Raw genomic sequence first — 17,065 nt, forward strand, 5'->3', positions numbered from 1 at the left:
CTAAGATATTAATTATGATCTGTTTCAAGACATGGCATTGGTCAAGTTGGGCTTTTGTTAACTATATTCGTAATAATATAAGCCACTTATGATAAAACACTACCTATTCGCCAGTATAGCTGCTGCATTTTTAAACGTACATAGTTTTGCTCAAGGCAATCAGAAAGAATTAGCTCAAAATATTTTAAACAACCCGGCTTTTGACACCGTTCAAACCAGGGCAATCAAACTACTCTCAGGCTTTTCGGCGGGCACCTCGTACAACGAAGTCTGGATACGCGACTTTAACACTTTTATAGACGGCTCGCTCAAAGCACATTCAAAAGAAGAGGTTAAGCAAATGCTGCTCATGTTTTTTAAGATACAGGGCGATGACGGCAATATTGTGGACGGCGTTGTAGAAACAAAAAAGGCAAATGTCGGCTATAACTACCGGCATTCTGACCTGTTGCCTGGCTGGGAAGCCCACAAAAATACAGTTGAAACCGACCAGGAATCCTCGCTGGTACAGGCGGTCAGGAAGTATATTGATGTTACAGGCGATGTTTCTATCCTCAATGAGCAAATTGGCGGCAAGCCGGTGATTAGCCGATTAGAAGCGGCCTTAAATTACATCATGAAAGACCGCTGGTCAGCCAAATACGGCCTGGTTACCGGCGCTACCACTATTGACTGGGGCGACGTGCAACCCGAGACGGGTTGGGGTGTAGCAATCAATCAAAAAACTAAATGGGCCATTGATATTTACGACAATGCCATGTTTGCCACAGCATTGCACGATTTTATGCATTTCAAGCCTAAAGGTTATAAAAGCAGTCGCGATTGGGCAACTGTTGCCACAAAGCTGAAAAGTAATGTGCGCAAATATTTGTGGGACGCGAAAGCGCAGAAGTATATCCCGCATTTGTATTTAAATGGTAGTCCGTTTAGTAAGGGTTTTAAGGAGAACGAGATTCTGTATACCGGCGGTTCGGTATGTGCAATATTGGCCGGGTTTAATACCATTGCAGAGATTTTAGAAATCAACCGGCAAATGCTGGCTGCAGCCGCTAAAGAGCCGCATGCTACTATCGGCATGACGGTATACCCGCCCTACCCCAAAGAGGAGTTTCCTAATATGGCGCCTTTTAACTATCAAAATGGCGGAGACTGGACCTGGTTTGGCGGCCGCATGACAGAGGCTTTATTAAAATACGGGCTGGCTCAACAGGCTTATGATGATTTGATACCAATGATTGACCGAACCCTTAAGAATAAAGGTTTCTTTGAATTTTATAATGTCAAAACCGGTGCGCCAAGCGGCTCGGGCAGTTTCAGGGGTGAGGCCGGAGTGTTGTATGATGCTGTTAACCAGCTGAAACAATGGGCGGCAAAGCATCAATAAGATCGCAAGTGTTTCACAAAAAAGTGAAACACTTTGAAACAGTTGAAACACTTTTTCGCGTTAACTCATTGATGATAAGCAATTTGTGAAAAACGAGTGAAACACTTTGAAACAGTACAGATACTTCAGGTAAACGTACTTAAGTTACTGAAAACGAATAGATTATGTCAATTTTTGACTTTTTGACCAAATGAAGTGAAACATCTAAAGTGAAACACCTCGGTTTTTTACCCGTCCTAAAAAAAAGTTGATGATTAATACAGGATAGAATTTACACTTTATCATGCGAATGCAGATAAAATCAAGCCGCGCTTTGCGCCATAAAGCGCAACACATCATCTTCATTGCCTACAAAAGGTCCCGGCGACATCGTTTTTAGTCCGGCCATAGCCGCAGCAAACTCGCCGGCCTGCTGTATATCTGCAGCTTTTTTTATTCTTTTGTATAAATAGCCTGCCATATAGGTATCGCCGCAACCTGTCGCATCAACAACTAATTCAGGGTGATAGGCGGGGATGCGATAGTAATTGTTGTTGTTATAAATAACTGAACCAAGACTGCCATTGGTAATAACTGCTTCTTTTACGCCTAGATCTAGCAGAAACTTTGCACCGTCTTCAACTGTTTCACATCCCGAAAGTGCAGCCAGTTCGGCAACGTCAGCCTTTAAAATATCAATGTATTGCAAGGCCTCTTTTTTCTCGGGCCAGTCTGTCAGGTAAACTTTTTGATCAACCACTTTGCGCAGGTATCCCTGTACATCCAGGGCGATGCGCCCTTTTGCAGATAAAGTTTGAATGAAATCTGTACTGAAATCGCCGGCAAGCAACGGCCCCAGGTGATATATGCCGGCATCAACATTAAGGAGCTGATCCATTGTAAAAGCATCGGCTATCTGCAAAACGTTTTGCGTGCGCTCGTCCTGGTTTTCGCCGTAAATATTTTCAAAAACTACCGTATGCGTGCTGGGTTGAAGGCGCACTTCGATATCTTTATCGCGCAGGTATTGCACATACTCCATCTCGGCCCCGGCAAGCGCCGTTACCAACACATAGTTTACATCCAGTTTATTCACCGCACACGAAAAATACAAGGCGGTGCCGCCCGGCATATGCATTGTACCGCGGGTGTTAACAATTTTATCAGAAGTAATATGGCCTACGCAACAGATATCATACATAGGCGCAAGTTAACTGATTTTGTATTATCGTAAAAATTCAATTTGTAACATAAATGCTGTATAGTAGAGCATTACTGTCTTTTTACTTTAAATTTAGCATACCAATTATCTGTCAGTAACTTAATTATATGAAAAGACTTTTATCAATCGCTATCTGCACACTTGTACCTTCGTTACTGTTTGCCCAGCAGTGGCAACCTAAAAAGGCTGCTTTAATGAGCAAGTTTGCAAATGATGTGGATCCGAACAGTGTTTTGCCCGAATATCCGCGCCCACAAATGGTGCGGAGCAAGTGGATAAACCTGAACGGTCTTTGGCAGTATCAACCGGGAAGCGCCGGCGAGAATTTGCCAACAGGCAATCTGTCATCAACTATACTGGTGCCTTTCCCGGTCGAATCTGCGCTATCAGGCGTAATGGAACACCACGAACGCTTATGGTACAAACGTACTTTTACCGTACCCAAAACCTGGGCGGGCGAGAATATTCTGGTGCACTTTGGCGCGGTTGATTTTGAGGCGGAAGTGTTTGTAAACGGTAAAAGTGTGGGCACACATACGGGCGGTTATGATCCGTTTACATTCGATATTACCCCAGCCATAAAAAGCAGCGGACCGCAAGAAATTGCTGTGCGCGTTTTTGACCCTACCGATAACGGCGGGCAGCCGCGAGGCAAACAAACGCTGTTCCCTCAAGGTATCATGTATCAATCGGTTACCGGTATCTGGCAAACCGTTTGGTTGGAACCCGTACCTAAAATAAATATCAGCGATATCCGCATCACACCCGATGTTGACAAAAGTGCAGTTAAGCTAATTGTGAGCACTGAAAGCGCGGCAGCCGGCACTGATGTAAAGATCACGGTTAAGGATGGCGCCAGGGTGGTAAAAACATTCACCGGTAAAACCAATACTGAATTGAGTGTGCCTGTACCAAACGCAAAGTTATGGTCGCCTGATAATCCGTTCTTGTATGATCTGGATATTGCTTTAGTAAAGGGTTCAAAAAAACTGGATGCCGTGTCAAGCTATTTTGGCATGCGTAAGATTGCTGTCGAAGAAGATGGCGGCTACAAAAAATTGTACCTGAATAACAAGTTTCAGTTTATGGTTGGGCCGTTAGATCAGGGCTTCTGGCCTGATGGCGGTTATACTGCGCCGACCGATGCAGCATTAAAATACGACCTGGAAGAGACCAGGAAATTTGGTTTTAACATGGTACGCAAGCACATTAAAGTGGAGCCATATCGCTGGTACTATTGGTGCGATAAATTAGGCTTAATGGTTTGGCAGGATATGCCATCGCCGAACTCTTACCCGGCACGGGGCTTTCAGGTTCCGGCTGTCGACACCAATGAATTCCGCAAGGAGCTGACGGCAATCGTCAAAACGCACTGGAATTTTACTTGTATTGTTACCTGGGTAACTTTTAACGAGTCGCAGGCCCAGCGCCCGCAAAACACGCCGTCGTTGGTAAAAATGGTGAAGGATCTGGATCCGTCACGATTGGTTAATCAGGCCAGTGGTGGCAGCTGGTTTAATGCCGGCGATTACCTGGATGTACACAGCTACCCAGATCCTGACGCGCTGCCAACCAAAACACAAGTTGTTGCCAATGGCGAATATGGTGGCATCGGTTATATTATCCCGGGTCACACATGGTCGCAGCGCCAAACCTATATTATGATTGATAAGCTGAAAGATTATACCGATCTGTTTCATTCCTATTCGAGGGATTTGGCTTATCTGAAAACCACCAAGGGGCTGAGCGCAGCAGTTTACACAGAAACCACGGATGTCGAATCTGAACTAAACGGCTTGTTAACTTACGATCGCGAAGTAGTTAAAGCACCTGAAGCCACTATTAAAGCGTCAAACGACCTGGCGATACACGGCAGCGTTAATTTAACACCGGTATTACCAACCTCTCAACAGGAGGGCCGCAGCTGGAAATATACTTTTGAAAAACCGGACACTACCTGGCTCACGGCTAAATTCAATGATAGTGGATGGCAATCGGGCATTGCAGGGTTTGCTGCGCGTATCCCCAACGCTACCCGGCCTAATGCTACTCCGCCAACCGTTAGAACTCAATGGACAGGCAAGGACATCTGGCTGCGTCAGGAATTTACCCCGGGTAATGTTGCTGACGTCCAAAAACTGGTATTGTTGATACGCCATCAGGACGATTGCGATGTATATATCAATGGCGTTAAAGCAGCAACGGTTGCCGGGCACTCCCGCACCTACACCATCGAAGATCTGAATGAGGCAGGCAAAAGAGCGTTTATCTCTAATGGTAAGAACGTAATAGCCTTGCATTGCCATACCGGTGGCAGAGGCGGTTATATAGATGCCGGACTATCAGTAATTGATATTAAACAGTAAAGTAATAAATTTATAAAGGGGGTATCGGTTAACCGGTAGTCCCTTTTTTATTGCCAGTAATTGCCGGAGATGATGATCATATTCAGCAGCTTGATACTGTTATCGTAGTAGTCATAGTCTCTGATCTTAAAGCCGGTAAGGTATATCCAAACCTTATTAAGCCAGATTTGATTTTTGGCATCGACCATTGCCGAAACACCAAAGGGTGCTATGAAACTTAACGCCTCAAAGTAACGATTATTAATGTCGTTACCCTCCAGCGTATAACCAGCAGATAAGTTATAAGTATCATTATTAGTGGTCTCACGTATCCAACGGTTTATTTTGGTGACGATATTTTTCGAGCGCGGCTCACCATTCATGATATGGTCGATACCAATGCGCCAGGGATCGCGGCAGGCATTGTAGTTATACTGGCCGTCGTATTTACTTTCCAAAAAGTTTGGCCCCGCAGGCTTGGGGTTTTTGTTGACATGAATGATGAAATCAGGGAGCAAACCGGCATCTGGACTATATGTATTTTGCATAAAGCCGAACAGACGGTACCCGGCATCAATAACCTTCTTCCATCGGGAGTCACCAGTCGCTCGTTGAAAAGCTTTAAAATGTCCGGGCATAAAGTCAGATGTGCGGGTAGCAAACCAGTCGCCGCTTTCGTCATCGAGCCCTTCGCCCAGCAATACCGTCCAGGTTTTCGGGTTGATCTCGCACCGCATAATTTCATTGATCGTGCTGCGGGCTTCCTGCTGATAGTTAATGGCGCCTTTATTGCCCCATTGTTTAGAGGCCAGTAATAAAGAGTAGGCAATATCCAGATCGCCGTCGCTGGCGGTAGTTTTATCCAGATCCTGCCCATTGGTTTTTTGTGCCCAGGCCATCAGATATTTACTACGATGGCTTGGATGCGCGCGGACATATCTCCATAAATTATCGTAAGTGGTTTTAGCTGCGCGATCATGCCCTGCCATCAGCGCCACAATGACCATCCCATATCCTTGCCCTTCTGACACACATTGTTTGCCGCCCTTACCTTCAAACCATACGAAACTTTGAGGCTTATCCGCGACATTTTTGATGTAACGCGATTTCCATTGGTCATAAAAGTCGGCAGTTGCCTTATCTAAAGCTTGCCGGCTGATATGATTGGGGCAGATAACGCCATTAAAATATTGTGCATGCCGGGGAAAGGGCTGAAAGGGTTGCCGGGCACAAGAGACGGCACACCAGCCCATCGCCATCAAAAATAAACGGATATATAACCTCACATTCCAAAACTACAAATTTTAGGACAGGTGAGGTATTATTTCCCACATATCAGGTTATAAGTCAACAGCCTGATAACAGGTCTTTACATTTTTGAACTTAAATAGCCACGGCGTTGTATTTGTTTATCTATGTTATATCAAGGGAATGATATGAAAAAGAAAATAAGATTTGACCCGGTCTGGACGATGGTGTTATCGGTTATCGGCACACTCATTGCCACGAATTTTATAGGTGATAAGCATGCGCGCAACGTGCTTGCAGGCGCCGTTCTGTTTGGCTGCCTGTTGTTATTCTGCGGATCTTTAGTGCGCCGTTTAGAGGCGGAGTAAACACATACGGGAGAAGGACGTAATATTCTGCAATACCCATTTACCATTTGTCAGAGTTTGACGTTTAAGCGTTAATGATGATGAGTTGGCTCCTTTAATATCTTAAATACCACGAGCGCATAAAGCAGCATAAAGGCGGCGGCTATAATAGCTATTTGCATAATGGCCGTCACAATATGGCCGGCGCCACCACCGGCCATGGTACCAAAAACGGCGACACCCATCGCTCCGGCTGCCTGCCTTGTCGTGTTCAGCACCGCCGATGCGATCCCAGACCGATTTGCTTTTACCGTAGCCAATGTACCGGTAGTCATAGCCGGCACCGCTACACCCATGCCCAATGGCAGGCAAAAAAACGCAAACAGCAAATGCCAATAAGGTGCATCTGCTTTAGCTGCCAACAGTAAAATACAACCGGCGGCAAATACTATTAATCCGCTCAATATGGGTATGCGTATGCCGTAGCGCTCCATTAAGATACCGCTGGCAATATTTGAAATTAGAAAGCTGGCAGTGAGCGGCAAAAAAGCCATGCCAGCTTTAAAAGCCGAATAATGCAGTACTTGCTGCAAATAAAGGCTCAATACAAAAACCAGTCCGTAGTAAACACAATTTAACGAAGTGCCTAACCCGATAAAGACATTAAAGTTGGATGATTTAAACAGATCAAGCGGCAGTATTGGCGCGGCGGCAACGCGTTCTCGCCATATAAATAAGCACAGCATCAGCAAGCTAAAAATCATGCCCCCGTAAATAAAGGGGGAGTGCGGACCCAGATTATGCCATTCAATCACAGCGGCAATAAACGCGGTAAGTGCCAACATCCAGATAAGCTGCCCGGGAATATCGAAGCCTCGTTTTTGGCTTTTGGGGCTGTCCCGCAAATAAATACTGAAGATCAATCCCAGCAAACAGATGGGGATATTTACCAAAAATATCAAACGCCAGCTACCAATGTTAAGGAGCAAACCGCCCAGCACGGGGCCGGCAGCAATGGATATGGCACCACCGGCTGTCCAGTAGGCTACAGCGCGGGCTCTCAATTTAGGCTCACTTGCAAAGGTATTGTTGAGAATAGAAAGCGAACTGGGTATCATCGTTGCCGAGCCGACACCCTGCAAAGCTCTGAACCCGATTAGCGCCAGCGGATTCCAGGCCAGGCCGCAGCCCACAGATGCCAGCCCGAATATTAATAAACCTAATTGAAACAATCGCTTTGAGCCCAAAAGATCGCTCATGCCGCCTGCCGATAACATTAATACCGCAAAAGCGATGGTATAAGCGTCGACAATCCATTGTAAGGTACTAATATCGGCTGAAAATGACTTGCCAATTTGCGGCACCGCCACGTTAACTATAGAGACGTCCAATTGCGATACCACGAAGGCCAGGCTGGTAGTAAATACCACAAACCAAAAACCGGTTTTAGATTTTTTCAATGTGAGTAGGTGTTATTTTGTCCAAAAATCTACGCCGCAAAGGTAGGCAACAACAAAAAGGCGCAACACCACTAATTAATGATATGGCGCTGAGATGATAAAAGGGTGTTTTGTTGAATTATTGATATGTCAAACAAAGCAATTTAAAATGTTTTATATAGTTGGTCGTCTATTAAATAATTAGATTTAGTCACAATTACATCGTCATGGCAATAAAAGTTATCATAACAGGCGCTACCGGAATGGTAGGCGAAGGCGTATTACTGCATTGTTTAAACAATCCGGAAGTTGAAAAAATACTCATTGTTAACCGCAGGCATTACGATCTGCAACACCCTAAATTGTCAGAATTGTTAGTGCCGGATTTTATAGAAGTTAGCAAAGTGTCTGACCGGTTAGCCGGCTATGACGGTTGCTTCTTTTGCGCTGGTGTAACCTCCCTGGGGAAGAAAGAACCCGAATATACACATCTTACTTATGATATAACCTTGACCTTTGCCGGGGCTGTGGCGAAGGCGAATCCCAACCTGGTATTCACTTATGTATCAGGCAGCCATACTGACAGTACCGAAAAAGGCTCAACGATGTGGGCAAGGGTAAAAGGCCGGACCGAGAATGCGCTGTTCCGTCTGCCATATAAAAAGGCATACGCTTTCAGGCCCGGTGTCATGAAACCGGTTGAAGGACAAAAAAGCCTGAATAAATATTTTAAATACTTTGCCTGGTTGTATCCTGTTATTGACCTGTTTGCGCCAAAAGCTGTACTTACTTTGCATCAGGTTGGCCAGGCTATGATCAATTGTGTTACCAAAGGTTACAATAAACCCATCCTGGAGATAGCCGACATCAGAGCAGCCGCCGGGAAATAATTATTTCTTAGCAAACGCAGCCGCCTCGTTATTCAAGGCATTGGCAGATAACGTTTGGGCGCCGTTGTTAATGACAATGCGGTACTTAAATGTAACCGACTCGCCTGTTTTTAGGGTTAGATTTTTCTCTGATTTGCCGTTGGTAAAGATCTTTTCGCCTAAGGGATTTGCAGCAAACAAACCATAGCCGCGCGCATGCCAGAAGGTTGGATAATTAGGGTTCTGCGGATGATCTATTATGGCAATACTTACGGAATCGGCACCTACTTTACCATAAACTTTACACCATACGCCGCGGCTGCTCCAGGCATCGTCGCCGGTTTTGCCGGCGCTGGTCAGGTAATTGCCGTTGGCCAGGTTATCGGCGCCGCCTTTAACTACAGTTATATTGCCTTTGTCGTCCGCAAACTTTTGGTCGTCTTTGGTGGGCATTTGCAGCTCATGAACCAGGCGCAGGCCCAGCATGCCGTCTTTGGCATCGGTAAACTTAGCATCTTGCTTAGCGGTTAATGTAGTGATCCGGTCAATAACGCGCTGACCGGCAGTGCCGCTAAACTCAAAGCGGGTATTTTCTTCCAGGATGACCTGTTTGGCCTGGTTTGTCCAGTTGGCTTTATAAGCTAATATGCCGGTTGTTCCGCTTTTAGTCCCGGTAACTTTCTCGGTTCTGATCCAACCGTATTTATTTTTCTTTGCAGCAGGTATAGCATAGCTGTTATTCCAGAAATCAAGCCCGTTCAGATTTTCATAGTCAAACCACAAGCCGATATGATGTGGATGGTCGGTCGGGTCGCCTTCCCGTTTATCCAGCGGGAAACTACGGGTAACTACCGTGCCGTCGGCATCACGTATAGGGTACAAAACCGGCTTTTCCAAATCATCGGGATATAAAAAGCTGGTGAAAGGCTTGCCGCCTATCAAGACATTCACTTTCTTTTCATTTGCTGCCTGAATTACGCTTACCGTTTGCGCTTTTTGTGCAAAGGTTAACGTTGACGCCGATATGATCATCCCGAGGGTTAGTAGTTTGCTATTCATAGAAATGTATTCTGACTATTAACTCATGTCATCCTTACAAACATAGGATGACATGTTCTGAATGAAATTATCCTTTGATCTCTCCCCACTTAAACACTTTACCATTCGCCATAACCTCCTGCGTAGCCTCGTCGAAAGTGGCTTTATAGCCGGTATGAACAGCAGCATTGGTCATGATATTAGCTATCGAGTGGCTGTAGCCTGCCTCGACAGGTGCATTAGGTTGCTTGCGGCTACGCACACACTCCATCCAGTTACGTACGTGGTTTGAAGTCAGAATATCGCCGCCGGTGTTAGCTGATGAAACCACGCGCTCGGTATTAGCAAGGCTAAGCTGCGGCAGTAAATTAGCTTTCATTCCCATAGCTGCGGCCTCTTTTTCCTTCAGTCCGCCTTTTGGTGATATTTTGTTGGTGATCAGATTTAGTTCGCCGCCGTTTGAGTAATAGATCTCGGCCGGATCATCGTCGCCATTATGCATGCGGGCGCCAAATGTCACCTGGAAACCGGCAGATGGGTCATTCTCCGGGCCATAGTCGAAAGCGGCCATCAGCGTGTCCCAGTTACGGCGGCCGTCTTTCCACTTATAGATACCACCATTGGCTACCACACTGCGCGGATGTTTCAAGCCGCTAAACCAGTGCACGGTATCAATCTGATGGCTCATCCACTGACCGACCAGGCCAGATGAGTATGGCCAGAACAGGCGAAACTCCAGGTATTTACGTGGGTCAAAATTCTCATAAGGGCGATTCATAATGAATCGCTTCCAGTCGGTATCTTGCTCTTTTAGTACTTTTAAGAGGTCGGGTCTGCGCCAGCGGCCGGGCTGGTTTACGTTCCAGGTTAGCTCGACCATAGTTATAGGGCCAAACTTACCCGATTTGATAAACTCGTCAGCGGCATGGTAATTGGCACCACTACGGCGCTGTGAACCAATCTGCACAATTTTTCCGGTTTCTTTAACTGCCTTTAGTGCTGCGCGGGCATCTTCCATCGTTTCAGCAAATGGTTTTTCTACATAAGCATCGCAACCGGCGTGTACAGCTTCAATACAGTGTCGTGCGTGCTGGAAATCGGCTGTGCTAACAAATACTGCATCAACGGTTTTACTGCCATAAAGCTCCTCATTATTACGATAGGCTTTGACGTCGTTCTGCATCTTTTCTTTCCAGATAGCTGCGCCTTCTTCGCGGCGGCGGTTCCAGATGTCAGAAACAGCGACTACTTCAAAATTCAGCTCCTTATAATGGTTCATGAAACAGGGCATATGCGAGCTGCGGTGCCTGTCAGAAAAACCGACAACGCCCACGCGTACGCGGTCATTTGCACCGATGACGCGTTTATAGCTTTTGGCACTTAAACCGGTTTTAGTGAACATTAACCCGGCACTTGCAATTGATGCCTGCCTGATGAAGGTACGGCGAGATTTTTCCATACGGATAGCTTTAATTTGGTAAAAAATTGGTTTTGGAGCCAATAAGTGTCCGGCTCAATTCAAATATCTGTTAAAATAAACTAAACAACTATAGGTAAATCATAAAACTTACGCACACGATTGCGGAGAGGTGAAACTTCAATGAACTTGTTCATTGCGAGCGTAGCGTGGCAATCGCGGACTTTTCTCTGTGCGATTGCCACGCTACGCTCGCAATGACATTTTTTTGTGAGTTAGTTAAACTACTGCTGAAACACTTCTGCAATCCACTTTTGATGCACCTCTTCCAGATGCTTAACTACATCCGGGTGCTGTTCTGCTATATTATGTTGTTCTGACGGATCGTCTTTCAGATTTACCAGGAAATACCCCTGGGCGTTCAACTCGTCTTTTTTTGCCTCAAAGGGGCTGTGCATCAGTTTCCAATCGCCGTCAAGTACAGACCACTGGGGGTTATTTCGGCCGCCGCCGCTTTGCCAGTTGAATACCTGGTGCTCGGTTTTGGCCTGCGTTGATTTAATGATGGGCACCAGACTAACGCCGTCCAGTTTTCTGGCAGGTAGTTTGATGCCGCAGTATTCGGCCAGTGTAGGGTACCAGTCGATGTTAGTAGCTACCTGATTGCGTACGCCATTGGCCTCGATATGTTTTGGCCAGCTGATGAACGCGGGCACACGTACGCCACCCTCAAACAAACTAAACTTTGAACCACGATATTGTCCCGCAGAACCACCCCCTCCAAAAGTGCGCTCCTCGCGCGAAAAACCCTGGTCTGACTGAAAAACAATAATGGTATTATCGCGCAAACCTAACTCATCGACCTTCTTTAACAAGGCGCCAATATTTTCGTCCATAGTTGAAATGCTGGCAGCATATTTATCGCGCGGAGAGGGCAGGTGTTTATAGTAATCGAGCCATTTCTTTTTACCCTGCAACGGGTAGTGCGGGTTGTTGATGGCCCAATACATAAAAAAGGGGCCGTTTTTATTTTCGTCCATAAACTTGCCGGCTTCATCAACCATTAAATCGGCAAAAAACTGGCCGGGCTCGTAAATCTCGGTGCCATTTCTCCATAGGTCATGACGGTTAGGGCCATCCCAATAAAAGAAATGCGAATAGTTGTCAATGCACCCGCCCATAAAACCAAACGAGTAGTCAAAGCCTTGTGCATTTGGTTCGGTATCTTTGGTATAGCCCACATGCCATTTGCCTATATGAGCAGTTTTATAACCAGCGTCTTTAAATAATTCGCCCATAGTATATTGCGATCCGGGCATCCCCGCTCCACCTTCTTTTGATGGTGCCATTGCCGGCAAACCCGCGCGCTGGGGGTATCTGCCGGTTAACAGGGATGCTCTTGATGGCGAACAGATAGGTGCCGCCGCATAAAAATTCATAAACCTGACACCGCTTTTTGCAAGGGCATCCATATTGGGGGTGTACAGATCTTTTGATCCATAAAGGTTTAAATCGGCATAACCCTGGTCATCGGTATAGATAACAATAACGTTTGGGCGTTTAGGCGCCTGCTTTTTGGTATAAGCGGTCAAACCAAAGCCAGCCGCAGCCAACAATACGGCGGATACAAATATTTTTTTCATGGTGGTTTATAATAGCGAAGCTAAACATAATGATTTATTTGCTATTATATACTGGTTGTTGCCGGTTTCTGCCTGAATATTGCGGCCAGCTGCTGGTAAAGCTCCGGATGTTTTTGTTTAAACTGATCGGGTTTCTCAAAAAAATATTCGGCTGCTACAGCCAGAAACTCGGCCTCGTTGGTTAGCGCATAAGGATTGATGTCGGAGTGCCCTTCTTTAATACGGTGCATTTCCTGATGCATCAATTTTAGCCAGGGGACAGCATATTCATGTGCAAGCAGGTGTTCGGGGACGCCGTCTGTGGCACCGTCAGCTTTGTCAACTAAATGCACAAACTCATGTATGGCTGTGTTTTCTTTGCCGGACATGGGTGAAAATCCCTTTTCAAGCGATGGTCGCGATAAGATCATCTGTCCGTTCATATAACCAGAACCAACCATCCCCTGTATGCTACGATCGTTACCTTCAAACTGATATTCATGATCGAAAGTGTCGGGGTAAAGAATCACGTTGGTGAGATTACCATATTCCCATTCACCCAAACCAAATATGGGGATGACAGCGGCTGAGGCGACCATGACTTTATCCAGATCAGAAATTTCTGTGCCGACGCCTTCTATGCGCACATACTCTAAAAACCCCGCTATTTGCGATTCGAAACGTTTCTTTTCGGCTGGTGATAGTTTATGATAGTAATCAATATGGGTGTCCAGCAAGCTTATGAATGGCGGATGGAGGGGTTGAAGATTGTTTGCGGCCAAATTTGGCTTAATTTTCCTTTTGCGGAAGATGATCCAGGCCAGCAGCACAAGGATAGGGATGACGATTATAAAATACATGCTTAAATAAACAGAATTTTAGGCAGTAAGTTTATAATCGCGCTAAATTTGGGAATGGACTCGTCAGCAATATTTAAATATCATCGCGAAATGCTCGCGCGGTTTGGGGCCGGTCATAATCTGTCCTTAGGCTGGCGCGATAGGCGGAGCCAATTGCTGAGGTTCGATGTCTTGATGGAAATTGGTGAAATGAATGGCTGCTCTGTTTTAGAAGCGGGGTGTGGGACCGGCGATATGTTCAATTTTTTAATGAACAGGTATCCCGATATTAGGGCTTATGCCGGCGTTGATTTTATTCCGGAGATGATAGCAGAGGCTCGCGAAAGAATTATATCGCCCAAAGCCATCTTTTGGCCGGTAAGTTTCATGTCTTCGGTTATACCTGAGGCCGACTATGTGTTAGCCAGCGGCTCGCTCAATTATGCCAATAATGAGCCGGGATACATTTATAAAGCTATCAGCCATTTATTCGGGCTATCGCGGAGGGCGCTGGGGTTTAATTTGCTAAGGTCTGTCGCCTTTGAAGGGTTACTGGCTACTTACGATCCTGCCGAGATAGTGGCCTTTTGCCATACGCTAAGCGATCAGGTGGTTTTAAGGGACGAATATGACCCTGAAGATTTTACTGTGTTTATTTATCGGGATAAATAGTGCCGGCCAAATTGATAAAGCCAACTATTTATAAGAAATTGCGGCTACTATGACGCTAGAAGAAGCACAACTACTGGTTGACAACTGGATAAACACTACCGGCATCCGCTATTTTAATGAGCTGACCAATACCGCCATTTTAATGGAAGAAGTTGGTGAAGTAGCCCGCATTATGGCGCGCCAATACGGCGAGCAATCCTTCAAAAAATCTGACCTTGAGGTTAACCTGGCTGATGAAATGGCCGATGTGCTTTTTGTGTTGATTTGTTTAGCTAATCAAACCGGCATTGATCTTACTGATGCGCTGCAGAAGAACCTGGAAAAGAAAAGTATCCGCGATGCGGACAGGCATAGGAATAATGAAAAGTTGAGATAGTCCTTTTTGGCCTATCAAATCAGTCATGCTGAGGCTCTCGAAGCATGAGCGCGAAGGCCATAACCGCTTTACTAACCTAACGCTTGCCCTTCAAGAGCTTCAGGGGGACAGCTTGGTCCGAATATATTTTTTAGCGTTGTCCCGGTAGCGTAGGCTGGTTACGATGCTATCGTGAGCGCAAGTTTTGCCTTGCTTTATGGCTATTGCTTCGTCGTCCCTCCTCACAATAACAGCTGGTTTGCAAGATTTAGCTTAACTTCACCAATCGCTCACCTTCCAGCACCGGAATCGCAGTGGTCAAATCCACCTTCAGGCAAAACTCAATATCGGCTTCAATACCCAGCTTTTTAAGGCGCTCGCTGTGCGAGGTTTTTTTGAGATATTGGTTCAGATCGTCTTTGGCTATTTGGTAAAGATCATTGGCAGCAATTGCGGGGTCGTCCACTATAAAACCGGCGTCTTTTAACTGCTCAACTACGGCGCCGGCAAACAGGGTATCTTCCAGGTTGAAATTGTTTTTCCAGCCCGAACATACCAGCAAGATATTTTCATTTTGCTGTTTGAGCCAATTACATATCGATGTTAAATTAATAAAAGCACCGATCACGATCTTTTTCGCTGCGCGGGATAAGTGCAGGGCGTGAGTACCATTGGTGGTAGTTAGCACCACCGTTTTGCCTGACACTTTTTCTGTGGTATAAGAGAAAGGCGAATTGCCAAAATCAAATCCCGGAACAACCTCGCCATTGCGTTCGGCGGCCAGCAGATAGTCAAACCCTTTTTCCACATAAGCACTGCATTCCTCTACCTGCGATACCGGAATGATAGCTTCGGCTCCGTTCTCGATACCGTAGCAAATAGAAGTTGTAGCACGAAAAATATCGATCACTACAACAATATAATCCTTTACATCATAAAGCGGTATCAGGGCCGGTGTAAGACAGGCTTCGAGGCGAGGGCGGGTTGATGTGTTTTGTTCCATATTGAATTTATGTTTCCTCAAAACTTTTTGTCATTTGGACCAGGAACGAGGTGGAATCTATACATACACAAGCAAAGCAAGTGTATAGATCTCTCGCCGTGCCCGCGATGACAACTTGTATAAGTAGTGCTTAATTTTTATAAAAAGGCGGTTTAACCACCTTAGCTTTAACAGCGTTATCGCGAATCTTTACAAATATTTCGGTACCTTCTTTGGTAAACCCGGTTTTAACATAACCCAGGCCTATTGCTTTTTGTAGCGATGGCGACTGGGTACCTGAAGTTACCTTGCCGATATTGTTACCCTCTGCATCAACTATCTCATAGTCATGACGGGGAATGCCACGATCTATCATTTCAAAACCAACCAGTTTTTGTTTAACTCCGGCAGCTTTTTGACCGGCTAATGCGGCAGAATTGGTAAACTCTTTATTGAATTTAGTTACCCAGCCTAAACCAGCCTCTAAAGGTGAGGTAGTATCGTCAATATCGTTTCCGTACAAGCAGAAACCCATTTCCAGGCGCAGGGTGTCACGGGCACCTAAGCCAATTGGTTTAATACCGAAGGGTTCACCGGCTTTAAATACGGCATCCCAAAGAGCTTGAGCATGCTCGTTGTCAACATATAATTCAAAACCACCGGCTCCGGTATAACCCGTTGCCGAAACCAATACGTTGTCAATGCCGGCAAAAACTCCTTTTTTAAAGCTGTAATATTCCATCGACCCGAGGTCAATGTCTGTCAGGCTTTGCAGTGCCTCGGCCGCTTTGGGGCCTTGAACGGCTAATAATGAAGTACGATCTGATATATCCTTCATTACCACATCCCCGGTATTGAATTGGCTTATCCAGTTCCAGTCTTTTTCAATGTTTGATGCGTTAACAACCAGCATGTAAGTTTGTTCATCAATACGGTAAACTAAAAGATCGTCAATAATGCCGCCGTCTTTGTTGGGCAGGCACGAGTATTGCACTTTGCCGTCATATAGTTTCGAGGCATCGTTACTGGTAACGCGCTGTATCAGGTCGAGCGCCTTGTCGCCTTTCAAAATAAATTCGCCCATGTGGCTTACATCAAATACGCCAACGCCTTTGCGCACAGTTTCATGTTCTGCATTTATCCCGGCGTATTGTACCGGCATATTGTAGCCAGCAAAGGGGACCATTTTGGCGCCTAGACCGATATGTACTTGGGTGAGGGCTGTGTTTTTCATGCGCAAAATTTAATTTGGCGTAAAGTTAGCAAAAATGCGATAGGAGAAATGTGCGTCGGTTAAGTATTTGGGC

General features: G+C 45.7%; 15 protein-coding genes. 6 read left to right on the forward strand and 9 right to left on the reverse strand.

Features of this window, described 5'->3' with window-relative positions; genetic code table 11:
* Positions 1-88: 88 nt before the first annotated feature.
* Positions 89-1,384, forward strand: a complete 1,296-nt coding sequence (locus tag ABD772_RS07940; RefSeq protein ID WP_345102608.1) for a glucosidase family protein — start codon at positions 89-91, stop codon at positions 1,382-1,384.
* A 301-nt stretch (positions 1,385-1,685) separates the two neighbouring features.
* On the opposite strand, the gene ABD772_RS07945 is transcribed toward ABD772_RS07940, so the two are convergent.
* Positions 1,686-2,564: a PfkB family carbohydrate kinase gene (locus tag ABD772_RS07945; protein ID WP_345102611.1), complete on the reverse strand. Its 879-nt coding sequence runs from the start codon at positions 2,562-2,564 to the stop codon at positions 1,686-1,688.
* Between the two features lie 128 nt (positions 2,565-2,692).
* Between ABD772_RS07945 and ABD772_RS07950 the strand changes: the two genes are divergently transcribed.
* Positions 2,693-4,951 (forward strand): glycoside hydrolase family 2 protein, encoded by a 2,259-nt coding sequence (locus tag ABD772_RS07950; RefSeq protein ID WP_345102614.1) that lies wholly within the window; start codon positions 2,693-2,695, stop codon positions 4,949-4,951.
* Between the two features lie 47 nt (positions 4,952-4,998).
* Here the strand turns inward: ABD772_RS07950 and ABD772_RS07955 are convergent, their stop codons facing one another.
* Positions 4,999-6,216 carry a family 8 glycosyl hydrolase gene (locus ABD772_RS07955; protein WP_345102617.1) on the reverse strand — a complete coding sequence of 406 codons (1,218 nt, stop codon included), beginning with the start codon at positions 6,214-6,216 and terminating at the stop codon, positions 4,999-5,001.
* 150 nt (positions 6,217-6,366) lie between these two features.
* Here ABD772_RS07955 and ABD772_RS07960 point away from each other — a divergent pair, with 150 nt between their 5' ends.
* Positions 6,367-6,546, forward strand: a complete 180-nt coding sequence (locus ABD772_RS07960; protein ID WP_345102620.1) for a hypothetical protein — start codon at positions 6,367-6,369, stop codon at positions 6,544-6,546.
* Between the two features lie 71 nt (positions 6,547-6,617).
* Here the strand turns inward: ABD772_RS07960 and ABD772_RS07965 are convergent, their stop codons facing one another.
* Complete coding sequence (locus ABD772_RS07965; RefSeq protein ID WP_345102623.1) at positions 6,618-7,985, reverse strand: MFS transporter; 1,368 nt, start codon at positions 7,983-7,985, stop codon at positions 6,618-6,620.
* Between the two features lie 206 nt (positions 7,986-8,191).
* Here ABD772_RS07965 and ABD772_RS07970 point away from each other — a divergent pair, with 206 nt between their 5' ends.
* Positions 8,192-8,854, forward strand: a complete 663-nt coding sequence (locus tag ABD772_RS07970; RefSeq protein ID WP_345102626.1) for an NAD-dependent epimerase/dehydratase family protein — start codon at positions 8,192-8,194, stop codon at positions 8,852-8,854.
* Here the strand turns inward: ABD772_RS07970 and ABD772_RS07975 are convergent, their stop codons facing one another.
* From ABD772_RS07975 to ABD772_RS07990, 4 genes are all read right to left on the reverse strand, one after another.
* Positions 8,855-9,892, reverse strand: a complete 1,038-nt coding sequence (locus ABD772_RS07975; RefSeq protein WP_345102629.1) for a DUF6807 domain-containing protein — start codon at positions 9,890-9,892, stop codon at positions 8,855-8,857.
* Positions 9,893-9,959: 67 nt separating this feature from the next.
* The gene (locus ABD772_RS07980; RefSeq protein WP_345102632.1) at positions 9,960-11,330 is read right to left on the reverse strand and encodes a Gfo/Idh/MocA family protein; all 1,371 of its coding nucleotides are present in this window, start codon (positions 11,328-11,330) and stop codon (positions 9,960-9,962) included.
* 242 nt (positions 11,331-11,572) lie between these two features.
* Positions 11,573-12,931 (reverse strand): sulfatase family protein, encoded by a 1,359-nt coding sequence (locus ABD772_RS07985; RefSeq protein ID WP_345102635.1) that lies wholly within the window; start codon positions 12,929-12,931, stop codon positions 11,573-11,575.
* A 44-nt stretch (positions 12,932-12,975) separates the two neighbouring features.
* A complete protein-coding gene (locus ABD772_RS07990; RefSeq protein WP_345102638.1) occupies positions 12,976-13,770 on the reverse strand; it encodes a M90 family metallopeptidase in 795 nt (264 codons plus the stop codon).
* 54 nt (positions 13,771-13,824) lie between these two features.
* Here ABD772_RS07990 and ABD772_RS07995 point away from each other — a divergent pair, with 54 nt between their 5' ends.
* Positions 13,825-14,421 (forward strand): class I SAM-dependent methyltransferase, encoded by a 597-nt coding sequence (locus tag ABD772_RS07995; RefSeq protein ID WP_345102641.1) that lies wholly within the window; start codon positions 13,825-13,827, stop codon positions 14,419-14,421.
* A gap of 49 nt (positions 14,422-14,470) precedes the next feature.
* Positions 14,471-14,797: a nucleotide pyrophosphohydrolase gene (locus ABD772_RS08000; protein ID WP_345102645.1), complete on the forward strand. Its 327-nt coding sequence runs from the start codon at positions 14,471-14,473 to the stop codon at positions 14,795-14,797.
* 247 nt (positions 14,798-15,044) lie between these two features.
* On the opposite strand, the gene ABD772_RS08005 is transcribed toward ABD772_RS08000, so the two are convergent.
* Together ABD772_RS08005 and gcvT are read right to left on the reverse strand one after the other, a co-directional pair.
* Positions 15,045-15,779 (reverse strand): 2-phosphosulfolactate phosphatase, encoded by a 735-nt coding sequence (locus tag ABD772_RS08005; protein WP_345102648.1) that lies wholly within the window; start codon positions 15,777-15,779, stop codon positions 15,045-15,047.
* A 130-nt stretch (positions 15,780-15,909) separates the two neighbouring features.
* Positions 15,910-16,992, reverse strand: coding sequence for a glycine cleavage system aminomethyltransferase GcvT (gene gcvT, locus ABD772_RS08010; RefSeq protein WP_345102651.1), 1,083 nt, complete (start codon positions 16,990-16,992; stop codon positions 15,910-15,912).
* Positions 16,993-17,065 lie beyond the last annotated feature (73 nt).

This window comes from Mucilaginibacter panaciglaebae, from assembly GCF_039539265.1.
Taxonomy (GTDB): domain Bacteria; phylum Bacteroidota; class Bacteroidia; order Sphingobacteriales; family Sphingobacteriaceae; genus Mucilaginibacter; species Mucilaginibacter panaciglaebae.

What these genes read in the sequence shown, in the direction of transcription:
- ABD772_RS08000 (WP_345102645.1), top strand. Translation starts at nt 14,471, where the DNA reads ATGACGCTAGAAGAAGCACAACTACTGGTTGACAACTGGATAAACACT.
- ABD772_RS07975 (WP_345102629.1), bottom strand. Translation starts at nt 9,892, where the DNA reads ATGAATAGCAAACTACTAACCCTCGGGATGATCATATCGGCGTCAACG.
- ABD772_RS07980 (WP_345102632.1), bottom strand. Translation starts at nt 11,330, where the DNA reads ATGGAAAAATCTCGCCGTACCTTCATCAGGCAGGCATCAATTGCAAGT.
- ABD772_RS07940 (WP_345102608.1), top strand. Translation starts at nt 89, where the DNA reads ATGATAAAACACTACCTATTCGCCAGTATAGCTGCTGCATTTTTAAAC.
- ABD772_RS07945 (WP_345102611.1), bottom strand. Translation starts at nt 2,564, where the DNA reads ATGTATGATATCTGTTGCGTAGGCCATATTACTTCTGATAAAATTGTT.
- ABD772_RS07950 (WP_345102614.1), top strand. Translation starts at nt 2,693, where the DNA reads ATGAAAAGACTTTTATCAATCGCTATCTGCACACTTGTACCTTCGTTA.
- ABD772_RS07990 (WP_345102638.1), bottom strand. Translation starts at nt 13,770, where the DNA reads ATGTATTTTATAATCGTCATCCCTATCCTTGTGCTGCTGGCCTGGATC.
- ABD772_RS07985 (WP_345102635.1), bottom strand. Translation starts at nt 12,931, where the DNA reads ATGAAAAAAATATTTGTATCCGCCGTATTGTTGGCTGCGGCTGGCTTT.
- ABD772_RS07995 (WP_345102641.1), top strand. Translation starts at nt 13,825, where the DNA reads ATGGACTCGTCAGCAATATTTAAATATCATCGCGAAATGCTCGCGCGG.
- ABD772_RS07960 (WP_345102620.1), top strand. Translation starts at nt 6,367, where the DNA reads ATGAAAAAGAAAATAAGATTTGACCCGGTCTGGACGATGGTGTTATCG.
- ABD772_RS08005 (WP_345102648.1), bottom strand. Translation starts at nt 15,779, where the DNA reads ATGGAACAAAACACATCAACCCGCCCTCGCCTCGAAGCCTGTCTTACA.
- ABD772_RS07970 (WP_345102626.1), top strand. Translation starts at nt 8,192, where the DNA reads ATGGCAATAAAAGTTATCATAACAGGCGCTACCGGAATGGTAGGCGAA.
- gcvT (WP_345102651.1), bottom strand. Translation starts at nt 16,992, where the DNA reads ATGAAAAACACAGCCCTCACCCAAGTACATATCGGTCTAGGCGCCAAA.